Below are 18,778 nucleotides of genomic sequence, written 5' to 3'. Positions count from 1 at the left end.
CTATATGTTTAAAGGTCTAATTAGTTAGAAGACTCTTCTGATCCTTCTACAACCTTTTTTACTTCTTTCTTTACCACGATCTCCACTTTAGCACCTTCAGCACCTTTGTAAGCTTCAACCTTAGCCTCTACTTCTTCTGGGGTTCCAGTAAAAGTTTCGGTAGTGGTCTCACCGTCTTTAGTAACTTTTACAGTAGCTGTTGCAGTTGCTTCAGCATCCTTGTCCATAGTTACTTCTACGGTGATATCTTCGGTACCTTCTGCCATAGCAGTGGCATCTCCGTTCATTTTGATGATGGTTGTAGTACCATCCTCAGAAACAAACTTTACGTTACCAGCCTCGATCACGTTCTCTGCATACGCAGTTTCGTCACCATGACCTCCTAAGATCGGAGCAATTACCAATCCAACCAAACAAGTAAGTTTGATCAAGATGTTCATAGACGGCCCTGAAGTATCTTTAAATGGATCACCAACAGTATCACCAGTTACAGCAGCTTTGTGCGCATCGGAACCTTTGTAGGTCATCTCACCGTCGATCTCAACACCAGCTTCGAATGATTTCTTAGCGTTGTCCCAAGCACCTCCAGCGTTGTTCTGGAAAATAGCCCACATTACACCGCTAACACATACACCAGCCATATAACCTCCTAGTGGCTCAGGACCGAATACCAATCCAATAACGATAGGAGTTACAATGGTGATCAATCCAGGAACGATCATCTCTCTCAAAGCAGCTTTAGTTGAAATGTCAACACACTTCGCATACTCCGGAGTTCCAGTTCCTTCCATGATACCAGGAATCTCTTTGAACTGACGACGTACTTCTTTTACCATTTCCATAGCAGCCTTACCTACAGACTTCATAGCCAAGGCAGAGAATACTACAGGAATCATTCCCCCTACGAATAGGGCAGCTAATACATCAGCTTTAAAGATGTTGATCCCTTGGATACCTGTAAAGGTTACATAAGCAGCAAATAAGGCCAAGGCAGTCAATGCTGCAGAAGCAATTGCAAACCCTTTACCAACAGCAGCAGTTGTGTTACCTACCGAGTCAAGGATGTCTGTACGTTGACGCACGTGCTCTTCTAGTTCGCTCATCTCTGCAACACCACCAGCATTATCTGCGATAGGACCAAATGCATCGATTGCCAACTGCATAGCAGTAGTTGCCATCATAGCTGAGGCAGCTAGTGCTACTCCGTAGAATCCGGCTAGTTCATAAGAACCGTAGATAGCAGCAGCAAAAAGCAATACAGACCAAAGAGTAGATTTCATACCTACAGCAAGACCAGCGATGATGTTTGTTGCAGCACCAGTTCCTGAGTTCTGTACAATATCTAGTACCGGTTTCTTCCCTAGAGAAGTGTAGTATGCAGTAACGAAAGAAATCAAGGCTCCAACAGCCAATCCGATACATGCAGACCAGAATACGTTCATAGAAGCGATCTCTTTAGCACCTTCGCCAAAGAAGTTCATGGTCAAGGTCTCTGGCAACATCCAACCGATAAGGAAGTAACTAGCGATCAAAGTAATGATGATAGCGAACCAGTTACCCATATCCAAGGCTTTCTGTACCTGCGCTTCTTTAGCGTCGTTGTTTTTAATTCGAACCAAGAAGGTTCCCAAGATAGATGCCAAAACTCCAACACCAGCAATTACTAGCGGAAGTAAGATAGGCCCCATATTATTAAATGCATCTGTATATGCCGCACCAGCGCTCATGTCACGGATAACGTAATTACCCAATACCATGGCAGCCAATACAGTTGCTACATATGAACCAAACAGGTCAGCCCCCATTCCGGCAACGTCTCCTACATTGTCACCAACGTTATCTGCTATAGTTGCAGGGTTACGTGGATCATCTTCTGGAATACCCGCTTCTACTTTACCAACAAGGTCAGCTCCTACGTCGGCAGCTTTGGTGTAGATACCACCACCAACACGAGCAAAAAGCGCAATACTTTCAGCACCAAGTGAGAATCCTGCAAGCGCTTCAAGTACGATGGTCATGTTGTCGTAGAAAGAGCCATCAGCTCCCATGAATTGCCCTACAAAGAACATAAATAGTAAACTTAGACCCAATACAGCCAATCCGGCTACACCCAATCCCATTACTGTACCACCGCCAAAGGAAACTTGCAATGCCTGAGGAAGACTTGTCTTAGCTGCCTCTGCAGTACGTGCGTTTGCTTCTGTTGCAACGCGCATCCCGATGTTTCCAGCCAAAGCTGAGAAGAATGCACCAAGGATGAATGCAGGAACAATCATAATGCTTGTTGTCTCAACCATTTGAGACACTCCAAACAATGCTGCGGATGCTACCACAACAAAGATCAGTAGCAAACGGTACTCCGCATTCAAAAAGGCAAGTGCCCCTTCTTTGATACTTTTAGAGATGGATTGCATGCGCTCGTTTCCGGCAGCCTGCTTCTTTACCCAGCTCATTTTAACAAGCATGAATAGAAGACCTAATACAGCTAGTGCGATAGGTACCCAAATAATGTTTGATTCTAACATATTTCTATTTTTAGTTGACTTTCAATTTGCGACCGCAAAAGTAGTGAAATCAGTCGGGATATAAAATTTAGAATCGCAAATATCGCACGCTAAATAAAGGCCTCTCTAAAAAATTGAAAACGAGTGGGTTAAATAGATCAATAAGGCCTAATGAAATAAGAATCTCAGAACGGACTTAAAAACTGAAGCCAAAGGTGCCTGTTACTCCAAAACGCCTAGCATCTGGATTGTCGAGATAATTTCCTCTAAAGTTGAAGTCCAAACGGAATACCTTGAAAATGTTCCCAATACCTAAACTCCATTCCCAATAAACGTCTTCTGGGGCTTGATACACCAAATTCGAAGCATTTAGGGCGATGTTGGCATCGGAAATCTCTCCATAAACCGCTCTAAAACCAATGACTTCTCTTAGGTTTAGCTTTCTTAGCCAAGGAATGCGTGAAAAGAAACGCCCACCGAAATCGTGCTGCAGGTGGAAAGAAGCATAGGTATCACTTACAAATTCATAGAAGTCTAACTGATTAAAGGTATTATAGATACTAAAGAGCGTTTGGTTTCCTGGAATAGGACTCAACAAACTTAAAGGCACCTCACCAAAGATCTTCCCAACCTCTATGGTGGTATAGGCGCGGCCAAAACCACCGATGTTCCAGGGTTGCGTATAGAGTGCCTGTAACTTCTGGTATTCAAAATCACTGTTAAAGATATCTTTGACACCAAAGGTGGCTCCCACAAAGACCGAAGCAAATCCGCCGTCGTTAATGATGGTTCGCTCCACCCCATAGCCCGAGGTTTTGCGCCCAGGAGTATAGAAAATCCCTGTAGAAAGCTCAGCTTGACTTACTTCTGATTGAACCTGGCCATTCTCGTCAAAATAGTCCAGACTAAAGGTTTGAGTAGCAGAACTGAGTGTCCTAAACGAACCAGTCGTTCTAAAGACAAAGTTCTTGTATGGCTCAAACTCAAAACCAGCAGTACTTAAGTTTATTCGTGTAAGCCTATCATTGGCTCCTACAGTGATCAACGCAGAAGAAGCTAAATTTCTGCCAAGTACGTCATTGGTATTGGTCAGGGAAGCTCCCGTTTGCTCGGTGTCTTTTCTGTGCCCTCCAAAAATGATAAAGCGTGATCTTCTGTCTAACAACCACTTTCCGGACAGCCCGAACTTAAAACGCTCGTCTCTAAAACCATAGGCACCAAAACCTTCTAAACGCCACATATCGTTTCGTCCAAAATAGGTTCGTCCGCCTAAACGGATCCGCAGCCCTTCTGCCTCATTGAATCCAAAGGTGGAAAAAACAGGTCCGAAGTCAAAGCCGGGAAACTCGTAATAACCACTAGCCAAAACACTACCTATATTGTAGAGCGTTTTAAAACGCGGAACTGTTTTAAGGGTATCTAGCAAGGTGTAGATCTGCTTCTCATCCTTGTTTAACGCCTCCATACGGTTGGTATCCCAAAACTCGTCTGGGCGGTTATAGACCTCATAATCGTATGGATCCACTTGCACTTTATAGAAATCTCTTTCCTTGGGCTTGTCGAACTGGTAATTGTCGTAAAGCGTGGTTCGCTTTCCATAAATACCTCGGGCTCCTTCTTTTTTGCGCAAACTGAAGTCGCTCAGAAAGTAGTCTCGGGTTATCAGAAAGATAGAATCATTCAGCACGTCGAATTCTTGCTCAATATAAACCTCCCGTACCCAGTTCAAGTTGGCACTCTTAGTGGCTTGCATATTGATCTCTTTGATGGCCCAGGTGGTATCGTTCACCCAAAAATCGCCTTTAAAAGTAAGTTCGTTCTTGCGCCTTGGGTAATAGACAATATTGTAGCACCACTTATCGCCTATATAGGCCGAGTCTAGCAAGACATAATTGTATACGTTTATCCCCGTTCTAGAAAGCGGACTGGTAAAGGCCTTGTCGAAGAACTTGATGTAGTTGTCATAAACATCATAGTCCGAATAGAGGTCCTTGACAAACTCAATGATGGTTTGATTGTTACTAAAACCCGAGTTCTTATTGCCTTCTAGGATCTCTTTTTGCAACTTTTCTATATTATCTCCATAGACCTTAGAAAAAGCTTCGTTGATAAAAATAGGGAGGTAAGTGTTTCCGGTGATCTTAGAGGTATCGGTCTGATCGAATATGAATTCCATGCCTTTAAAGACCTTACTCTTTATTAAGGCGGAGTCGATCGTGTTTAGGTCGAATTCGAGCTTTTCGTATTTCTCATACTCGTACTGTCTAAACTTTTTAACCCCATTCTCGCGGCGATTCTCCCAGATCTTGCGCAAAATATCGATAGCTGGATTGTCTTTCTTTGACTGTTTTCCGGTAAATACGACCACTTCACCCAAACTGGAGGCTTCTTCTGCCAGCTCGATCTTCATATTGTAGGTGGTACGACTTGTAAGGGGCACTTCTTTGGTGGTATAACCTAGAAAGGAAACCACAGCCGTGTCGTAGTTCTCGTCCGATTCCAAATAGAATCGACCGTTCTCATTGGTAATTGTACCTTCTTGAGAATCCTTAAAGATCACATTGGCAAAAGGAACCGGCTCTCCAAACTCGTCGAACACCTCACCACTGATCTTCGTTTGAGCTAGGCTCAATGAAGTAAACAGCAACAGTAAGACAAGTAGTTGTTCTCTCATAGACAATGGGGGCCAGGGCCGCTTCTGGTCTGAAGCAGTTAGAACGCAAAAACTGCGCCTAGATTTTATTTGTAAAGCACTTTTTTAACGGCTTTAACAACATCTTCACTATTGGGAAGCCATTCTTCTAAAAGAGCTGGAGAATAAGGCGCTGGCGTATCGGCTGTATTGATCTTAACAATAGGAGCGTCTAGGTAATCGAAAGCCTGACTTTGCACCTGATAAGTGATCTCTGTTGCCACGTTACCAAACGGCCAAGCCTCCTCTAGAATCACCAAGCGATTGGTTTTCTTTACAGACTCTAAAATAGCGTTGTGATCCATTGGGCGTACCGTACGCAGGTCAATGATCTCACAGGAGATACCTTCTTTCTCAAGAGCATCTGCAGCCTTATAGGCCTCCTTAATAATCTTACCAAAAGAAACTATGGTCACATCTTCACCGCTGCGTTTTACGTCTGCAACTCCAAGTGGAATAAGGTACTCGCCTTCTGGCACTTCTCCTTTATCACCATACATCTGCTCAGACTCCATAAAGATCACCGGATCGTCATCGCGAATAGCAGCTTTTAATAGGCCTTTAGCATCGGCTGGGTTTGAAGGAACCACAACTTTTAGTCCTGGACAGTTTGCATACCAGCTCTCAAAAGCCTGAGAGTGCGTTGCAGCCAACTGACCGGCAGAAGCCGTTGGACCTCTAAAAACCATAGGAATGTTGATCTGTCCACCACTCATCTGACGCATCTTTGCGGCATTGTTGATGATCTGATCGATCCCAACCAAAGAGAAGTTAAAGGTCATAAACTCAATAATAGGACGGTTCCCATTCATGGCGCTTCCTACTCCTATCCCGGCAAAACCGAGCTCGGAGATCGGCGTATCGATCACACGCTTTGGCCCGAATTCGTCCAACATACCTTTAGAGGCCTTATAAGCACCGTTGTATTCGGCTACTTCCTCTCCCATTAAATAGATAGATTCATCGCGACGCATTTCTTCGCTCATCGCTTCTGCTATTGCTTCTCTGAATTGTATGGTTTTCATATTTATCGCTTTGGATTTCAAGTCGATCTAAGATCGAACATCTCCTTCATTTTTTGAGAAAAACAAAAATACTATTTATTCGACTCCTTAGCCATAAGAAATATGAAATAAGTGCAATTTTTTGAAAAATTTATTATGCATGCATAGTAAAAATTCGAAATTATAGTGCTAACTTTGATCCCAGTAAAAAACAGCTTAAAAAAGTCTGAACTATGAAGATTTTAGTGTGTATTAGTCACGTTCCAGACACTACATCCAAAATTAATTTCACCGATAACGATACCAAATTTGACACCAACGGCGTACAGTTTGTGATCAATCCTAATGATGAATTCGGTCTTACCCGAGCCATGTGGTTTAAAGAGAAACAAGGCGCTACTGTGCACGTTGCCAACGTAGGCGACGCCTCTTCTGAACCAACTCTGCGTAAAGCTTTGGCTATTGGTGCTGACGAAGCCATTCGTGTTGATGCTCCTGCTACCGACGGTTACTTTGTTGCCAAGCAACTTACCAAAGTTGCTCAAGACGGAGGTTATGACCTTATTATTGCCGGTCGTGAAAGTATTGATTACAACGGCGGAATGGTTCCAGGAATGATGGCCGCCATGTTGGGTGCCAATTTTGTGAACACCTGTATTAACCTAGAAATAGACGGTAGTGACGCTACTGCAGTTCGCGAGATAGATGGTGGAAAAGAATCCGTAAAGACTAGCCTACCCTTAGTAATTGGTGGTCAAAAAGGATTAGTAGAAGAAAGTGACCTTCGCATTCCAAACATGCGCGGGATCATGATGGCCAGAAAGAAACCTTTACATGTTGTTCCTGCGGATGCCGCAGAGGCCCATGCCTCAATAACTTCTTTTGAGAAGCCTGCGGCTAAAGGAGCCGTGACCATGGTAGATCCGGAGAACCTAGATCAATTAATCGATTTGTTACACAACGAAGCAAAGGTGATCTAATCGCCCTTAAAAAAGAAGAATTATGTCAGTATTAGTATATACCGAATCAGAAAGAGGATCCTTTAAGAAAGTAGCCCTTGAATTGACTTCTTACGCCAAGGGTGTTGCCAATGCAACCGGAGGTGATGTCACTGCCGTAAGTATCAATGGCGGAAACGCTGCAGATCTTGGCCAATACGGAGCCGACAAGGTGATGGAGATCAATGACGCTGCCTTAGAGACCTTTAACGCTAAGAACTATGCTGCTGCCCTAGCGCAAGCAGCAAAAGCAGCTGGAGCGAAAACGATTATCGTTTCCTCCAGCGCCAACAGCAAATATCTAGCGCCTCTTTTGGCTGTTGAACTCGGAGCAGCATACGCTCCTAATGTAGTTGCACTTCCTGAGAGCACTAGCCCAATGAAAGTAAAATCTACCGTTTACACCAACAAGGCTTTCGCTATTAACGAGCTTAAGACAGACGTAACTGTAATTGGCTTGGCCAAAAACGCCTACGGTTTGCAAGAGAACGCTGGAGCTGCTGCTGCAGCTGCTTTTGGAGTAGATTTAGCTGGAGACAGTGGTGTAGCCGTTACCGCAGTTGATAAAGCCACGGACAAAGTAACTATCGCCGATGCGGAAGTTGTTGTCTCTGGCGGACGCGGACTGAAAGGCCCAGAGAATTGGCATTTAGTAGAGGAGCTTGCAGAGACCTTAGGTGCTGCAACTGCTTGTTCTAAACCAGTGAGCGACATGGGTTGGAGACCGCATAGCGAACACGTTGGACAAACTGGGAAGCCAGTAGCCTCTAACCTGTATATCGCCATTGGAATCTCCGGAGCTATTCAACACTTGGCGGGGATCAACTCCTCTAAAGTAAAGGTGGTGATCAATACCGATCCGGAAGCGCCATTCTTTAAAGCCGCAGATTACGGTATCGTTGGAGACGCCTTTGATGTGGTGCCACGATTGACCGAAAAATTAAAGCAATTTAAAGCCAATAACGCGTAATTTTTGCTAAATTGGCTGCCGAATAAAGGGCTGTTAAAAATGGGAAAAGTCCTGTCTTTAACAGCCTTTCTTTATTCTTATAATCAATGAGTCTGGTTCGTTTAAATATCAAAGGAATTTCTTACAGTCAAACCCAAAATGGGGCTTATGCACTCATCTTGAGCGAAGTGGACGGACAGCGAAAACTCCCTATAGTCATTGGCGCCTTTGAAGCCCAATCCATTGCGATCGCCTTAGAAAAGGAAATCAAACCTCCCAGACCACTCACCCACGACCTCTTTAAGAATTTTGCCGACCGCTTTGATATACAGGTAAAGCAGGTGATAATTCACAAATTGGTAGACGGTGTGTTTTATTCGAGTATCATTTGCGAACGCGATAAGATCGAAGAGATCATAGACGCTCGCACCAGCGATGCTATTGCCTTGGCCTTGCGCTTCAAGGCTCCTATTTTTACTTATAAGAATATTTTAGACAAAGCAGGAATCTTTTTAAAAGGCAATGCTACAGAAGAAGTAGAAGAAGCGCCTTCGCTTGTAGAGCAACTCATCGCAGATGAGCCATCTAGTACCCAAAGCGAAGACTACAGCGGATACACGATTAAAGAGCTCAATGAAATGCTCGATCAGGCAGTAGCTAATGAAGATTACGAAAAAGCCGCCCGCATTCGAGACGAGATCTCCAAACGTTCCTAAGTACATGATCAAAAAAATTATCCTGCTGTTTTTGGGCCTAATGGCCATTACCCATGCTTTTGCACAAGAGTCAGAAACAGGCAGCTGGCAGTTCGATGCCATTGAGAACGCGGTGGGAGACTCTCTCTTCGCTATTGATAAGCAATTGGACAGCCTTCTACTTGAGAATAACAGATTTCATTACAGCCTACTAGCTAAAGACACTTTAGTAGCCAGCGGAGATTACACGAGACAAAATGACCTGCTCATCTTCTTTTACGAGCAACCTACAGATACGGTTCGTCGCTACAGAATAGAAACGCTAAACGACACACTGATGCGTTTCACCGAACATGGGGTGCTTTACAGTTTTACCAAAGATCTACCTCAACAAGAGACCGAATCTCTTGCCCTAGACATAGACGAGGGTGTTGGGTTGAGCCTTAACAGCTTATGGCGTGGAGCCTTAGGAATGTTCTTTTTATTGAGCATTTGCTATTTACTTTCCAGCAATCGCAGAAAGATCAACTGGCGCTTGGTATTCAGTGGTCTCAGTCTGCAATTGATCTTTGCCATCTTGGTTCTAAAAGTTGATGCGGTGGCCAATGCCTTTGATTGGCTTTCTGCCAAGGTGGTGCAATTCTTGAATTTTAGTGAAGCTGGGGCCGAATTCCTCTTTGGAGGACTGGTGAGCGACACCACCACCTTTGGATACATTTTTGCCTTTAAAGTATTACCGACCATAGTTTTCTTTTCTGCCTTTACTTCATTACTCTATTATTTAGGTGTATTACAACGCTTGGTAAAGGGATTTGCCTGGGTAATGAGTAAGACCATGCGTCTTTCTGGTGCAGAGAGCTTAGCGGCAGCTGCTAACATATTTATAGGACAGACAGAAGCTCCACTTGTCGTTAAGCCTTATTTGGACAAAATGACCAAATCTGAAATGTTGTGCTTAATGGTCGGAGGTATGACTACCATTGCTGGCGGTGTACTTGCAGCCTATATCGCATTTTTGGGAGGAGAGAGTGATGCAGAAAAGGCCATTTTTGCCAAGCACTTGCTTACGGCTTCCATTATGTCTGCTCCAGCCGCGATCATCATTGCTAAAATGTTGTATCCTGAGACAGAAGAGGTCAACCGCAAGTTGGATATCTCAAAAGATAAAATTGGTAGTAACCTTTTGGACGCTATTAGCCGAGGGACTACTGAAGGACTTAAACTTGCAGTTAACGTAGGTGCTATGCTACTGGTGTTTACCGCAGTAATGGCTGTCTTCAATTGGATCACTATGGATATGATCGGTGCACCGACTGGGCTTAATGATATGATCATGGCAGCGACAGATGGTAGATATGACGGACTTTCCATGCAGTTTCTTTTAGGAAATGTCTTTGCTCCAGTAGCTTGGATTATTGGTGTTCCTGCGGAGGATATGGTCACGGTGGGTCAACTCTTAGGAGAGAAGACCATCTTGAACGAGTTCTTTGCCTATGCATCTTTAAGTGAACTCAAAACATCCGGAGCACTGTCCAACTACCGATCTATTGTTATTGCAACTTATGCGCTCTGCGGATTTGCTAATTTTGCTTCTATTGGAATCCAAATTGGGGGTATTGGTGTATTGGCGCCTTCACAACGCAAAACCCTTGCGGCCTTTGGAATAAAAGCGCTTATTGGAGGTACAGTTGCCGCCTTACTGACCGCGACTATCGCGGGAATGTTGATCGGTTAATAACTATTGGAAATCCCGCCGGAAGGCCCTTACTTTTTGCTTCCATTTTTGCTATTTTAGAGCCAGTTTTAGCCTAAATTTCATGAAGCAATATCACGACTTGGTACGCCACGTAATGCAAGAAGGCGTACTCAAAACAGACAGAACCGGCACCGGAACAAAAAGTGTATTTGGATATCAAATGCGATTCGATCTGAGTGAAGGATTCCCCATGGTTACCACCAAGAAGCTTCATTTAAAATCCATTATTTACGAGCTGCTTTGGTTTTTAAAAGGCGATACCAATATCGACTACCTGAAAGAGAATGGCGTGCGTATCTGGAATGAATGGGCAGATGAAAACGGCGACCTTGGACCTGTATATGGACACCAATGGCGCAATTGGAACTCCGACGGAATCGATCAGATCACTGCTGTAATTGAGGGTCTTAAAACCAATCCTGACAGTCGCAGAATGCTAGTCAGTGCTTGGAACCCGAGTGTGCTTCCTGACACTTCGGTAAGTTTTTCTGAGAATGTTGCCAACGGCAAGGCAGCATTACCTCCGTGTCACGCATTCTTCCAATTCTATGTTGCAGACGGTAAGTTGTCTTGCCAATTGTATCAGAGATCTGCAGATATCTTTTTGGGTGTTCCATTCAATATTGCCTCTTATGCCCTACTGACCATGATGGTAGCCCAGGTTTGCGGTTATGAAGCAGGCGACTTTGTACACACTTTTGGCGATGCGCATATATACAGCAATCACTTTGAGCAACTAGAGCTACAACTCTCTCGAGATATTCGCCCACTGCCTAAGATGATCCTCAACCCAGAAGTGAAGAATATTTTTGACTTTAAGTTCGAAGACTTTACCTTAGTGGATTATAATCCGCATCCACACATCAAAGGTGCCGTTGCGGTATAATTTTTGATCCCCATTTTGCGTTACAAATAAACTGCACATTTATAGCTGCAGTTAAACCAACTTACTATGACAAAAAAATTGCTCTTTACCCTTGCTTTGGTATTTACCGTTAGTCTCAGTGTCGCCCAAGATGAATGGGGAGATGTAAATAAGAACAAAGTGACCATGCGGGAACTACCTCCTGTATGGCCTGGATGCGAAGACTCTTCTGGTGACCCTACCGCCATGAACAAGTGTTTCACTACCATGCTTTCAAAACATATTGCCAAGAACTTTAAATACCCTGCAGAAGCCTATAAGAACAACGACCAAGGTCGTGTGATCGTAGATTTCGTAATCAACACAGAAGGAAAAGTAGAGATTGTATCTACAAGTGGTGGTAGCGAAGCACTTCAAGCAGAGGCGCGCAGAAACATCCTCCAAATTCCTCAAATGAAGCCGGGAATGTTGGCCGGAAAGCCCAAGGCGATCTCTTATAAGGTGCCCTTTACTTTCAAAACGGGCAAATAATGAAACGGCTTGTCCTATTTCTATTATTGACATGTTCCAGCCTTATCACAGCACAAGAAACAACTGCTGTCCCCTTTGCAAACTTAGAACAAGTTCCTGTTTACCCGGGCTGTAAAGGTGACAACGGGGAGCTTAAAGCTTGTATGAGTAAAAGCATCCAAAAATTTGTCAATGAGAATTTCGATTTGGAGCTTGTACAAAATTTAGGTTTGCCAGAAGGGCGTCACAGACTTGCGGCTCAGTTCCAAATAAGTGCAACGGGCACTATAGAGAACATAATGATCCGTGGAGATTATTTACAAGTGAATCAGGAGCTGGAAAGGGTCATAAAACTCATTCCGAATATGCAGCCAGGCTACCAAGACGGAGAAGCGGTTGCTGTAAATTACGCACTCCCAGTGCTATTTGCCATAGCTCCAGATCCTGACAAAAAGAAGAAAAAGCGCAAGAAGAAGAACTCATGAAAGCCATTTGGAACGATCAAATAATTGCAGAAAGCAACCAAACCGTGGTGATAGAAGGCAATCATTATTTTCCTCCGACTTCCATAGCGAAAAGCTTTTTTAAAGCAAGTACTACGCACACCACTTGCCCTTGGAAAGGTGAAGCCAGCTACTACACCTTAAGCGTGAACGGAAAGGAAAATCCAGATGCAGCTTGGTTCTATCCGAACCCAAAAGCTGCAGCCTCAGAGATCAAAGATCATGTGGCATTTTGGAAAGGTGTTTCAATTATCGACTAACGGGCATCCAAGAGTTGCAGCAATCTATCTAGGTCTCTGGTACTGTTGTAAAAATGGAAACTCACGCGAACTCCATCACCTCGCAGTGAACTTATTACACCTGCTTCTCGCAAATTGTAATAATCCGTACTACTTAGTTTTAAATTAAAAATAGAGGAATGTTCCTTTCGAGCAGCAATAAAGTCGTCTATCAGCCCACGGTTCACAAAAGCTTCCATCGCATTTTTCTTAATTGCCGTTAGAGCATTAAAACAGTTTTCTGTTCCTAAGCTGTTCACAAAAGCAATAGCCTGGGCAACACTTCCGTGATTCAATGTGTCGTGATGCCCAGGTTCAAAAAGACGATTGAAGGGAGCATCTTCTCTCTCAAAACTCTTGTACTCTGTAGAATTAAAACCTATCACTTTTGGGTAAAGCTTGGCCTTGGCAGTATCCTTGACAAACAACAAACCATTGCCATAGCCCGAAAGCATCCATTTGTAACAACTGCCAATAACTACATCTAATGGCGAGGTCTTGAAGTCGAACGCCTCTGTCCCTAAGAATTGCGTACAGTCTGCAACCAATAAAGTACTTGGATAGGCCCGTTTTAAATCCGCCAAAAAATCAAAACTCAAACGAATACCGCTGATGTACTGGACAAGAGAAAAAGCAAAGACATCTGGCGGTTTTTGCTCAAAAGCTTGTATAATATTTTGCTCTAAGTTCTTGTCAATAGGAACATAGCGATGTTCAAACTCCCGCCTCTCTACCGGCCAATTCAGTGAAGGATAGTCGCCTTTAAGCATAAGGAACTCCATCTTTGGGTCAAAGCCATCTAAGAGCGTATTGAAACCAAAGGTGAAATTTGGGATCAAAGCGATTTCGTCCATGGCGGACTTAAAATAATCACTTACCGATTGCCGAATTTGCTCGATCAGTATTTTATGATCGTCTCTAAACAAGCTGGCTTGCTGCAAGAAATCCTCGTCGTGCTGGTGTCGCCAAGCAATGACCGTCTTGGGAATTAAGCCAGATGAAGCTGTATTGAGGTAGGTAAAATCTTTTAAAGGCGGAAATTCATTCTCGAGATCTATCATAGCAAAAGCGGCGTATTTTTTGGTAACTTTGACTTTATAAATGTAGCTAGAATGTTTTCAAAATCAAGTAAAAAACCGCAGATAGATCAGGAGCAAAAGGCGCAGTTCGAATACGCAGCCAAGCGCATCCGACAGAAAAAAAGATTGTATGCGCACTTTGTGGTCTTTCTGATCGGTTCCCTCTTGATGGTAATTCTCAATAAAGGCCTAGGTTATGGCGAAGAGTTTATGACAGATTGGTTTATCTGGGTGATACTGGTCTGGTTCTGTTTATTGCTGTACCACACCTTTACGGTTTTTATTACCTCCAAGTTCATGGGCAAAGTTTGGGAATCCAAGCAATTGGAAAAACTCAAAGCCAAGCAAGAAGCCAAAATTGCCGAATTGGAAGCATCCTTGCAAACTGGAGCCCCAAGCCCAGACAAAACAGGGCGAAACAATACCCTAACCATGATTGCCGCTGCAGGAGCCAACAATGAGTTGGGAAAAGACAATGACCTGGTATGGCATTTACCGGTAGATTTTAAGCGTTTTAAGGCACTCACCACAGGGCACCATATCATAATGGGTCGTAAGACATTTGAAAGCTTTCCGAAACTGCTCCCAAATAGAATCCATGTAGTCATCACCAGAAATCCTGAATACAAGAATCCAAATTGTATCGTGGTAAATTCACTAGAAAAGGCGCTTGAGGTTTCTGCTCACGACGCCAACCCTTTTATCATTGGCGGCGGAGAGATCTATAAACAGGCCTTAGCCCATGCAGACAAAATAGAACTCACACGAGTCCACGGTGCGTTTGAGGCGGATACCTTCTTTCCAGATATAGATGACCGCGTCTGGAAGTTGGTCAATTCAGAAAAACATCCAAAGGACGAAAAACATGCCTACGAATTCGTCTTTGAAACCTATTTGAGAAAATAAGATGTTTGGCTCAGAGCTTCAACAGCGCATAGCGGAGCTCACCGGCCCTATTCAGAAATACGCCCCACTTTCTGGGGGTGACATTCACTTGACCCTTAAATTAGAAACTCCCAGCGGACCTTGGGTGGTCAAAGTTGCAAATGATCCGCTCAAAGTAGAATCCTTGATCGCTGAATACAAAGGCTTAGTTCATTTAACTCAAAGTGAAACATTCGCCATTCCGGAATTGCTTGGACTAATTCAAACCTCCGCAGAAACAGCATTGGTTATGCGTTTTGTAGCCCAAAGAACTCCAGACCTCAATTTTTGGGAGAATTTTGCAGAGAAACTCATCAGCTTGCACAGCAAGAGTCAGCCACAATTCGGCTTGGATCACGACAATTTTATAGGAGCCCTCCCGCAACACAACCAGCTTCAAAATAGTGCGCTGGACTTTTATATAAACGATAGACTAGAACCTCAGTTTAACATGGCTGCAGCCAGCAACTATACCTTAAAGCGAGAAGCGTTCTACAAGCGGCTAGAAGAATTGATTCCCAAACAAAGACCCGCACTAATCCACGGCGACCTTTGGAACGGAAATTACCTCTCTGGAGCATCTGGTCCGGTCTTAATAGACCCTGCAATTTCCTACGGTATTGCTATGATGGATCTAGCCATGATGGACCTATTTGGTGGCTTTGATGAGACTGTTTTTACGCTTTATGGCAGCGCTTTAGATCTGGATCCCAACTGGCGATCTAGCTTGGACATTTACCAGCTCTATTATCTGCTTGTGCATCTCAATCTCTTTGGAAGCAGTTATTTAGCCAGTGTGAATAGGACACTGAACAAATACAGCTAAAAAGCTTATTTTTACCGCCAAATTAAACCACTATGAAGGCATATTTATTTCCAGGACAAGGGGCTCAATTCACAGGAATGGGACAAGACCTTTACGATTCATCCGCAGAAGCTAAAGCGCTATTTGAAGCGGCAAACGAGCAATTAGGTTTTTCAATTACTGACATTATGTTCACCGGTGATGCCGAGGCCTTAAAGCAAACCAAAGTAACGCAGCCAGCAATTTTCTTGCACTCGGTGATATTAGCTAAGGTTATGGGTAGCGATTTTGCCCCAGATATGGTTGCTGGACATTCCTTGGGAGAACTATCTGCCTTGACAGCAAGTGGTGCTTTGAATTTTTCTGACGGATTGGCTCTGGTCTCTAAACGAGCCTTGGCCATGCAAGCAGCATGTGAACTACAACCCTCTACAATGGCCGCAGTACTCGGTTTAGAAGATGCCGTAGTGGAAAAGGTTTGCGAAGAAACAGCGGGAATCGTTGTTGCTGCAAACTATAACTGCCCTGGGCAATTGGTTATTTCAGGAGAAGTACCTGCTGTAGAAGCTGCCTGCGAAAGCCTAAAAGAAGCCGGCGCCCGCCGCGCCCTTATGCTTCCGGTTGGAGGTGCCTTCCACTCTCCATTAATGGAACCAGCTCGAGAAGAACTAGCCAAAGCTATAGAGGGAACTGCTTTCTCCGCACCAATTTGTCCTATCTATCAAAACGTGACAGCCGCTGCAGTTACGGACCCAGAAGCCATTAAAGCCAATTTGATAAAACAGCTAACCGCATCTGTTAGATGGACACAAAGCATGCAGCAAATGATCGCTGATGGTGCTGAAACCTTTATTGAAGTTGGACCAGGGAATGTATTACAAGGTCTGATCAAGAAAATTGATCGCTCTAAAGAAACTCAAAAAGCCGAGATCGCTTAAGACTTAGAACGAATTTTTTTTTCCCATTTCCACGCGGAACCCAAGGCATCTTCATTGTTGAATCGAGCCTTCCAACCCAAAACTTCATTGGCCTTTTTGGTATCGGCATAGACAGAAATAATGTCTCCTGCTCTCCTGTTGGCAACCTTATATGGCAAGGCTTGCCCACTCACCTTTTCGAATGTACTGATAACATCAAAGACAGAGCTCCCGGCACCCGTTCCCAAGTTAAAGACCTCGTAGTCTGAGTTGTTCTTTTGCTCAAGCAAACGGTATAATGCTACCATATGCGCTTCTGCAATATCCACTACGTGAATATAATCTCTTATACAGCTGCCGTCTGGCGTCGGGTAGTCGTCGCCAAAGACCTGAAGTTCCTCTCGGATGCCTGCCGCTGTTTGAGTTATAAAAGGCACGAGGTTTTGCGGGACTCCTAAGGGCAATTCTCCTATTTCGGCAGATTCATGTGCCCCAATAGGGTTGAAATACCGCAGTGATATCGCTTGGAGCCCATAGGCTTTACAGCTCTCTATAATAATTTCTTCACCCACCTGTTTGGTGTTGCCATAGGGTGATGCTGCCGGCTTAACTGGAGCAGACTCATCTATGGGTAAGCTGTCGGGCTCCCCATAAACCGTACAGGAGCTGCTGAATATAAAATTGTTGATCCGGTGTTTCACGCAGGCCTGCAACACGTATACCAACCCACCAATATTATTCTCATAATACTTCAAAGGATCGGCAACGCTTTCACCTACTGCCTTAGATGCTGCAAAGTGAATCACACCGTCTATGTTCAAATGACTCTCAAAATAAGCCTCAGCAGCTTTTTTATCGCGAAGATCGAGTTTAGAGAAATGCGGTCTTTTACCACTAATTGCAGCTATCCCGTCTAACACCTTCTCTGAACTGTTCGAACAATCGTCTACAACCAACACCTCAAAACCGGCCTCTTGCAAACAAACTACGGTGTGGGAGCCAATATAACCTAAACCTCCTGTAACAAGTATTCTTTTACCAGACATGAGCTTAGTTATCTAAAAATTCAAGAATGGTCGTAGTGATAAAATCGATCTGCTCCTGATCCAACTCCGTATGCATTGGCAGTGAGATCACTTCGTCACTCAACTGATTAGTCACTTTAAAGTCAGCTTCGTTGTAACGGGTATCGGTATACGCCTTTTGTCTGTGCAGCGGAATAGGGTAATACACCCCACAAGGAATTCCTTTTTCGTTCAAATGCGCCACCAAAGCATCGCGTTTGCCGTTGGTAACACGCAAGGTGTATTGATGGAAAACATGGCAGTCACAAGTATCACAAACGCTATTAGTGGTATCACACTTTCCTGTAGGAGTGATCAAATGCGGGCTCGCCTGGAGCGCAGCAGTATATTTTCTGGCAGCATCTCTACGGGTGTTGTTGTAGCGATCTAGATGTGGCAATTTAGCGCGGAGCACCGTAGCTTGGATAGAATCTAAACGGCTATTTACACCAACCACATCGTGGTGATATCGTACATACATCCCGTGATTCACTATGCCTCTAATGGTGTGTGCCAAATCGTCATTATTAGTAAAGATCGCTCCCCCATCACCATAGCACCCTAAGTTCTTGGAAGGAAAAAATGAGGTTGTCCCAACATCTCCGATCACCCCGGTTTTAATTTTGGAGCCGTCCTTAGCAGTAAAATTAGCGCCTATCCCTTGAGCATTATCCTCTATTACAAACAACTTATGTTTATTGGCCAAGGCCATAACCTCATCCATGTTTGCACAAAGTCCAAACAAATGCACCGGAACGATCGCTTTGGTCTTTGGTGTAATGGCAGCCTTAATTGCAGCAATGTCTATATTGAAATTAACAGGATCCACATCGACCAAAACCGGAGTCAACTGTAAAAGCGCAATCACCTCCACTGTAGCAGCAAAGGTAAAATCCGCAGTGATCACCTCGTCTCCTGGCTTAAGACCAAGACCCATCATTGCAATTTGCAACGCATCGGTACCGTTTGCACAAGGAATCACATGTTTAACCGACAAATAGTCTTCCAATTCCTTTTGAAAACTGTGTACTTCCGGGCCATTCACAAAAGCGGCAGATGCAACTACATCAAGGATAGAACTGTCTACCTGCTCCTTTATTTCTTGATATTGACCCTGAAGGTCTACCATTTGGATCTTCTTCATTTCTGAGGGTATGATTTTGCTAACAATATTACGAAATTACCCCGCCCTTAGCAATCTATTTGGGCAAAGAAACGTATTTTAGCTCGAGTCA

General features: G+C 44.0%; 17 protein-coding genes. 11 read left to right on the top strand and 6 right to left on the bottom strand.

Annotated features, from left to right (window positions below):
- Positions 1–20: 20 nt before the first annotated feature.
- The 3 genes from AC0J2F_RS09825 to AC0J2F_RS09815 all read right to left on the bottom strand — a co-directional run bounded on the left by AC0J2F_RS09825 (position 21) and on the right by AC0J2F_RS09815 (position 6,221).
- Positions 21–2,525, bottom strand: coding sequence for a sodium-translocating pyrophosphatase (locus AC0J2F_RS09825; protein ID WP_473007498.1), 2,505 nt, complete (start codon positions 2,523–2,525; stop codon positions 21–23).
- Between the two features lie 175 nt (positions 2,526–2,700).
- On the bottom strand, positions 2,701–5,178 hold the full coding sequence (locus tag AC0J2F_RS09820; protein ID WP_473007497.1) for a DUF5686 and carboxypeptidase-like regulatory domain-containing protein: 2,478 nt from the start codon (positions 5,176–5,178) through the stop codon (positions 2,701–2,703).
- A 65-nt stretch (positions 5,179–5,243) separates the two neighbouring features.
- Positions 5,244–6,221 carry a pyruvate dehydrogenase complex E1 component subunit beta gene (locus AC0J2F_RS09815; RefSeq protein WP_473007496.1) on the bottom strand — a complete coding sequence of 326 codons (978 nt, stop codon included), beginning with the start codon at positions 6,219–6,221 and terminating at the stop codon, positions 5,244–5,246.
- A 212-nt stretch (positions 6,222–6,433) separates the two neighbouring features.
- Between AC0J2F_RS09815 and AC0J2F_RS09810 the strand changes: the two genes are divergently transcribed.
- The 8 genes from AC0J2F_RS09810 (at position 6,434) to AC0J2F_RS09775 (ending at position 12,736) form a co-directional block, all read left to right on the top strand.
- A complete protein-coding gene (locus AC0J2F_RS09810) occupies positions 6,434–7,180 on the top strand; it encodes an electron transfer flavoprotein subunit beta/FixA family protein (protein WP_473007495.1) in 747 nt (248 codons plus the stop codon).
- 22 nt (positions 7,181–7,202) lie between these two features.
- Positions 7,203–8,168 (top strand): electron transfer flavoprotein subunit alpha/FixB family protein, encoded by a 966-nt coding sequence (locus AC0J2F_RS09805; RefSeq protein ID WP_473007494.1) that lies wholly within the window; start codon positions 7,203–7,205, stop codon positions 8,166–8,168.
- A gap of 86 nt (positions 8,169–8,254) precedes the next feature.
- Complete coding sequence (locus AC0J2F_RS09800) at positions 8,255–8,863, top strand: bifunctional nuclease family protein (RefSeq protein ID WP_473007493.1); 609 nt, start codon at positions 8,255–8,257, stop codon at positions 8,861–8,863.
- A 4-nt stretch (positions 8,864–8,867) separates the two neighbouring features.
- Positions 8,868–10,577: a NupC/NupG family nucleoside CNT transporter gene (locus AC0J2F_RS09795; RefSeq protein ID WP_473007492.1), complete on the top strand. Its 1,710-nt coding sequence runs from the start codon at positions 8,868–8,870 to the stop codon at positions 10,575–10,577.
- An 82-nt stretch (positions 10,578–10,659) separates the two neighbouring features.
- Positions 10,660–11,484, top strand: coding sequence for a thymidylate synthase (locus tag AC0J2F_RS09790; protein WP_473007491.1), 825 nt, complete (start codon positions 10,660–10,662; stop codon positions 11,482–11,484).
- 66 nt (positions 11,485–11,550) lie between these two features.
- On the top strand, positions 11,551–11,994 hold the full coding sequence (locus AC0J2F_RS09785) for an energy transducer TonB (RefSeq protein ID WP_473007490.1): 444 nt from the start codon (positions 11,551–11,553) through the stop codon (positions 11,992–11,994).
- Complete coding sequence (locus AC0J2F_RS09780; protein ID WP_473007489.1) at positions 11,994–12,458, top strand: hypothetical protein; 465 nt, start codon at positions 11,994–11,996, stop codon at positions 12,456–12,458. The genes AC0J2F_RS09785 and AC0J2F_RS09780 overlap by 1 nt, the downstream gene beginning before the upstream one ends.
- Positions 12,455–12,736: a DUF427 domain-containing protein gene (locus tag AC0J2F_RS09775; RefSeq protein ID WP_473007488.1), complete on the top strand. Its 282-nt coding sequence runs from the start codon at positions 12,455–12,457 to the stop codon at positions 12,734–12,736. The genes AC0J2F_RS09780 and AC0J2F_RS09775 overlap by 4 nt, the downstream gene beginning before the upstream one ends.
- Here the strand turns inward: AC0J2F_RS09775 and AC0J2F_RS09770 are convergent.
- Positions 12,733–13,815 (bottom strand): aminotransferase class V-fold PLP-dependent enzyme, encoded by a 1,083-nt coding sequence (locus tag AC0J2F_RS09770; RefSeq protein ID WP_473007487.1) that lies wholly within the window; start codon positions 13,813–13,815, stop codon positions 12,733–12,735. The two genes, AC0J2F_RS09775 and AC0J2F_RS09770, sit on opposite strands and share 4 nt — an antisense overlap.
- Before the next feature lie 51 nt (positions 13,816–13,866).
- Between AC0J2F_RS09770 and AC0J2F_RS09765 the strand changes: the two genes are divergently transcribed.
- The 3 genes from AC0J2F_RS09765 to fabD are packed head-to-tail and all read left to right on the top strand — an operon-like array spanning position 13,867 to position 16,500.
- Positions 13,867–14,739: a dihydrofolate reductase gene (locus AC0J2F_RS09765; protein WP_473007486.1), complete on the top strand. Its 873-nt coding sequence runs from the start codon at positions 13,867–13,869 to the stop codon at positions 14,737–14,739.
- 1 nt (position 14,740) lies between these two features.
- Positions 14,741–15,583, top strand: a complete 843-nt coding sequence (locus AC0J2F_RS09760; protein WP_473007485.1) for a fructosamine kinase family protein — start codon at positions 14,741–14,743, stop codon at positions 15,581–15,583.
- Positions 15,584–15,615: 32 nt separating this feature from the next.
- A complete protein-coding gene (gene fabD, locus AC0J2F_RS09755) occupies positions 15,616–16,500 on the top strand; it encodes an ACP S-malonyltransferase (protein ID WP_473007484.1) in 885 nt (294 codons plus the stop codon).
- Here the strand turns inward: fabD and galE are convergent.
- Together galE and AC0J2F_RS09745 are read right to left on the bottom strand one after the other, a co-directional pair.
- Positions 16,497–17,525, bottom strand: coding sequence for a UDP-glucose 4-epimerase GalE (gene galE, locus AC0J2F_RS09750; protein ID WP_473007483.1), 1,029 nt, complete (start codon positions 17,523–17,525; stop codon positions 16,497–16,499). The genes fabD and galE overlap by 4 nt on opposite strands.
- Positions 17,526–17,529: 4 nt before the next feature.
- Positions 17,530–18,687, bottom strand: a complete 1,158-nt coding sequence (locus AC0J2F_RS09745) for a DegT/DnrJ/EryC1/StrS family aminotransferase (RefSeq protein ID WP_374960191.1) — start codon at positions 18,685–18,687, stop codon at positions 17,530–17,532.
- Between the last annotated feature and the right edge of the window lie 91 nt (positions 18,688–18,778).

This window comes from Gilvibacter sp. CC01 (assembly GCF_055755295.1).
The sequence above is the reverse complement of the archived record's forward strand: the minus strand, read 5'-3'. Positions and strand labels throughout refer to the sequence as shown.

What these genes read in the sequence shown, in the direction of transcription:
- AC0J2F_RS09825 (WP_473007498.1), bottom strand. Translation starts at nt 2,525, where the DNA reads ATGTTAGAATCAAACATTATTTGGGTACCTATCGCACTAGCTGTATTA.
- AC0J2F_RS09820 (WP_473007497.1), bottom strand. Translation starts at nt 5,178, where the DNA reads ATGAGAGAACAACTACTTGTCTTACTGTTGCTGTTTACTTCATTGAGC.
- AC0J2F_RS09815 (WP_473007496.1), bottom strand. Translation starts at nt 6,221, where the DNA reads ATGAAAACCATACAATTCAGAGAAGCAATAGCAGAAGCGATGAGCGAA.
- AC0J2F_RS09810 (WP_473007495.1), top strand. Translation starts at nt 6,434, where the DNA reads ATGAAGATTTTAGTGTGTATTAGTCACGTTCCAGACACTACATCCAAA.
- AC0J2F_RS09805 (WP_473007494.1), top strand. Translation starts at nt 7,203, where the DNA reads ATGTCAGTATTAGTATATACCGAATCAGAAAGAGGATCCTTTAAGAAA.
- AC0J2F_RS09800 (WP_473007493.1), top strand. Translation starts at nt 8,255, where the DNA reads ATGAGTCTGGTTCGTTTAAATATCAAAGGAATTTCTTACAGTCAAACC.
- AC0J2F_RS09795 (WP_473007492.1), top strand. Translation starts at nt 8,868, where the DNA reads ATGATCAAAAAAATTATCCTGCTGTTTTTGGGCCTAATGGCCATTACC.
- AC0J2F_RS09790 (WP_473007491.1), top strand. Translation starts at nt 10,660, where the DNA reads ATGAAGCAATATCACGACTTGGTACGCCACGTAATGCAAGAAGGCGTA.
- AC0J2F_RS09785 (WP_473007490.1), top strand. Translation starts at nt 11,551, where the DNA reads ATGACAAAAAAATTGCTCTTTACCCTTGCTTTGGTATTTACCGTTAGT.
- AC0J2F_RS09780 (WP_473007489.1), top strand. Translation starts at nt 11,994, where the DNA reads ATGAAACGGCTTGTCCTATTTCTATTATTGACATGTTCCAGCCTTATC.
- AC0J2F_RS09775 (WP_473007488.1), top strand. Translation starts at nt 12,455, where the DNA reads ATGAAAGCCATTTGGAACGATCAAATAATTGCAGAAAGCAACCAAACC.
- AC0J2F_RS09770 (WP_473007487.1), bottom strand. Translation starts at nt 13,815, where the DNA reads ATGATAGATCTCGAGAATGAATTTCCGCCTTTAAAAGATTTTACCTAC.
- AC0J2F_RS09765 (WP_473007486.1), top strand. Translation starts at nt 13,867, where the DNA reads ATGTTTTCAAAATCAAGTAAAAAACCGCAGATAGATCAGGAGCAAAAG.
- AC0J2F_RS09760 (WP_473007485.1), top strand. Translation starts at nt 14,741, where the DNA reads ATGTTTGGCTCAGAGCTTCAACAGCGCATAGCGGAGCTCACCGGCCCT.
- fabD (WP_473007484.1), top strand. Translation starts at nt 15,616, where the DNA reads ATGAAGGCATATTTATTTCCAGGACAAGGGGCTCAATTCACAGGAATG.
- galE (WP_473007483.1), bottom strand. Translation starts at nt 17,525, where the DNA reads ATGTCTGGTAAAAGAATACTTGTTACAGGAGGTTTAGGTTATATTGGC.
- AC0J2F_RS09745 (WP_374960191.1), bottom strand. Translation starts at nt 18,687, where the DNA reads ATGAAGAAGATCCAAATGGTAGACCTTCAGGGTCAATATCAAGAAATA.